Raw genomic sequence first — 2,791 nt, 5'->3', positions numbered from 1 at the left:
GCCTGAGGCCGAACAAGAGATGCTCGGCATTCTGACGCGATATATGCACCTGGTGCTGGCGTCGGCCTGATCAAAACACGCAATACGCAACGGTTATCAACAGGAGCACCGGGTGGACGAATACCAGCAGACGATACGCAYSTTGTCCGATCGCATAGTGCTGGCGCAGACGCCGATTCGSRTWCTSGATGCGGTCAAGTGGGACGACAACATCCGCAAGGGTTTCCTCAAGGCCAAAGGCAAGGAAATGCCGGCGGTGGACCGCGACTACTACCTCAACCGGCCACTGTCCTTTGACTCCAGCAAAGTGAAGCTGGAGTTCCAGAACATCGAGCGCGACATCACCCGTCAGCTCGGTCAGTTCAACCCGGTCGGGCAGATCATGCGCCGCATGTGCAAGGAATACCGCATGGTGGTGCGGATGCTCGAAGCGCGTGGCACTGAAGATTTCGGGTTGATCTCCCAGGAACTTTACGGCGCCGCGTCCGATGCGTTCCACGCCGGCGACCCGACCCTGGCCGACCTTGGCCTGATGATGTCCGATTACCTGAACAACATCGATGGCCGGGGCGACCTCAAGGACGAGCCGAAGATTCTCACCGCCAAAGAGGCCGTGCACCTGCTGCAAACCCGCTTGAACAAGGTCTTTGGCGAAGCCGAGGAAACCATTCGGGTGTTCGAATCCGACGGTATTGTCGCGGATGCGGCGGCCGGTGCCGACTACATCAAGATCCGCGCTGATGCGATGTTCAACGAACGTGACGTGCGCGCCCTGGAAGTCCATGAAGGGCTGGTGCATGTCGGCACCACGCTTAACGGTCTGAACCAGCCGATCTGCACTTTCCTCTCCAAAGGTCCTCCGTCGTCGACCGTGACCCAGGAGGGGCTGGCGATCCTGATGGAAATCATCACTTTTGCGTCCTACCCGAGTCGCTTGCGCAAACTGACCAACCGTACCCGGGCGATTCACATGGCCGAGGAGGGCGCGGACTTCTTGCAGATCTTCGAGTTCTTCCGCGCTCAAGGTTTCGAGATGGCTGAAAGCTATAGCAATGCCAGCCGGGTTTTCCGTGGTTCGATACCTGATGGCCTGCCATTCACCAAAGACTTGTCCTACCTCAAGGGCTTTATCATGGTTTACAACTACATTCAGTTGGCCGTGCGTAAAGGCAAGCTTGAGCAGATCCCTTTGCTGTTTTGCGGCAAGACCACCCTGGAAGACATGCGCACCCTGCGTCAGTTGGTGGATGAGTTACCGATCAGGCCGCTTCGATCTTGCTGCGGTTCTGCTTGAGCTTGTTCAGGTACAGCTGGACGTTCTCTTGCTCTGCCTGGGTGGTGAACAAACCCAATTTGCTACGACGCCAGAGTATGTCCTGAGCACTGGTGGCCCATTCTTCGCTGCACAGGTAATCGACTTCGCGGGTGTAGAGACCGCCACCGAGATGTTCGCCCATGTCCTTCAGGCTCTGTACACCTTCAAGCAGGCGCCAGGTGCGGCTGCCATAGGTGGTGGCCCAGCGTCGGGCAATTTCCGTCGGCAGCCAGTCGAACTTGTCGCGAATCAACGCGCTCAAGGCCTGCGGCGTGGTCATGTCTTCGCCGCCCGGCAGGGTTGCTTGCGCGGTCCAGCTCGGCTTCATGTTCTTGAAGTACGGTGCCAGCTGCGCCATGGCCGACTCGGCCAGTTTGCGGTAGGTGGTCAGTTTGCCTCCGAACACCGACAGCAGCGGAGCTTCTTCTGCGCTGCCAGACAGCGCCAGGGTGTAATCGCGGGTCACGGCTGAAGGATTGTCGGATTCGTCGTTGCACAGCGGACGAACGCCGGAATAGGTGTGCAGGATGTCGCTGCGGCTGGTTTGTTTCTTGAAGTGCGCGTTGACCACTTTCAGCAGGTAATCGGTCTCGCCTTCGGTGATGGCGACTTTCGCTGGATCGCCGGTGTACTCACGGTCCGTGGTGCCAATCAGGGTGAATTGATTGAGGTATGGAATGGTGAACACAATGCGCTGGTCTTCGTTCTGCAAGATATGCGCGTGTTCGCCTTCGTACAGTTTCGGCACGATCAGGTGGCTGCCCTGAATCAGGCGGATACCGTAAGGCGATTCCATCTTCAGGTCATCACGAATGAACTTGGCGACCCATGGGCCGGCGGCATTCACCAGCGCCTTGGCGCGGATCGAGAACAGGCGGCCATCGGCGCGTTCCAGGTTCAGTTCCCACAGGCCTTTGCTGCGACGGGCGCTGACACAGCGGGTCTGGGTGTGAACGTGGGCGCCTTTTTCGCGGGCGGCCATGGCATTGAGCACCACCAGGCGGGCATCGTCGACCCAGCAATCGGAGTATTCGAAGCCTTTGGTGATTTCGCTTTTCAGTGCGCTGTCGGCACCGAACTTCAGGCTTTTGGAGCCGGCAAGTTTTTCCCGCTTGCCGAGGTGGTCATAGAGGAACAGGCCTGCGCGGATCATCCACGCCGGGCGCAGGTGCGGACGGTGCGGCAACACGAAGCGCATTGGCTTGACGATATGTGGGGCCTTGGCCAACAGCACTTCACGCTCGGCCAAGGCTTCACGCACGAGGCGGAATTCGTAGTGTTCGAGGTAGCGCAGGCCGCCGTGGATCAGCTTGCTGCTGGCGGACGAGGTATGACTGGCCAGATCGTCCTTTTCGCAAAGGAACACCGAAAGACCGCGACCGGCGGCATCCGCTGCAATCCCCACACCGTTAATCCCGCCACCAATGACGGCGATATCGTAGACCTCGGCAAGAGGGGGCATGGGCAAGGTTGAAG

The 2,791-nt window shown here is 58.9% G+C and carries 1 protein-coding gene and 1 pseudogene; one reads left to right on the top strand and one right to left on the bottom strand.

All coding sequences use genetic code 11. From position 1 onward, the window contains the following. Positions 1–112 precede the first annotated feature (112 nt). Positions 113–1,267 (top strand): annotated as a pseudogene (locus AC1DH9_RS28945) (flavohemoglobin expression-modulating QEGLA motif protein); the annotation flags it as partial. On the opposite strand, the gene glpD reads toward AC1DH9_RS28945, so the two are convergent. Further along, positions 1,260–2,777 carry a glycerol-3-phosphate dehydrogenase gene (gene glpD / locus AC1DH9_RS28940; protein ID WP_477809312.1) on the bottom strand — a complete coding sequence of 506 codons (1,518 nt, stop codon included), beginning with the start codon at positions 2,775–2,777 and terminating at the stop codon, positions 1,260–1,262. The pseudogene AC1DH9_RS28945 and the gene glpD overlap by 8 nt on opposite strands. Positions 2,778–2,791: the final 14 nt, after the last annotated feature.

It is taken from the genome of Pseudomonas sp. 05T35 (assembly GCF_056396605.1).
Note: the sequence above shows the minus strand (reverse complement) of the source record. Positions and strands in the feature narration are given on the sequence as shown.

Excerpts from the sequence above, each read along its gene's own strand:
- glpD (WP_477809312.1), bottom strand. The coding sequence starts at position 2,777 with ATGCCCCCTCTTGCCGAGGTCTACGATATCGCCGTCATTGGTGGCGGG.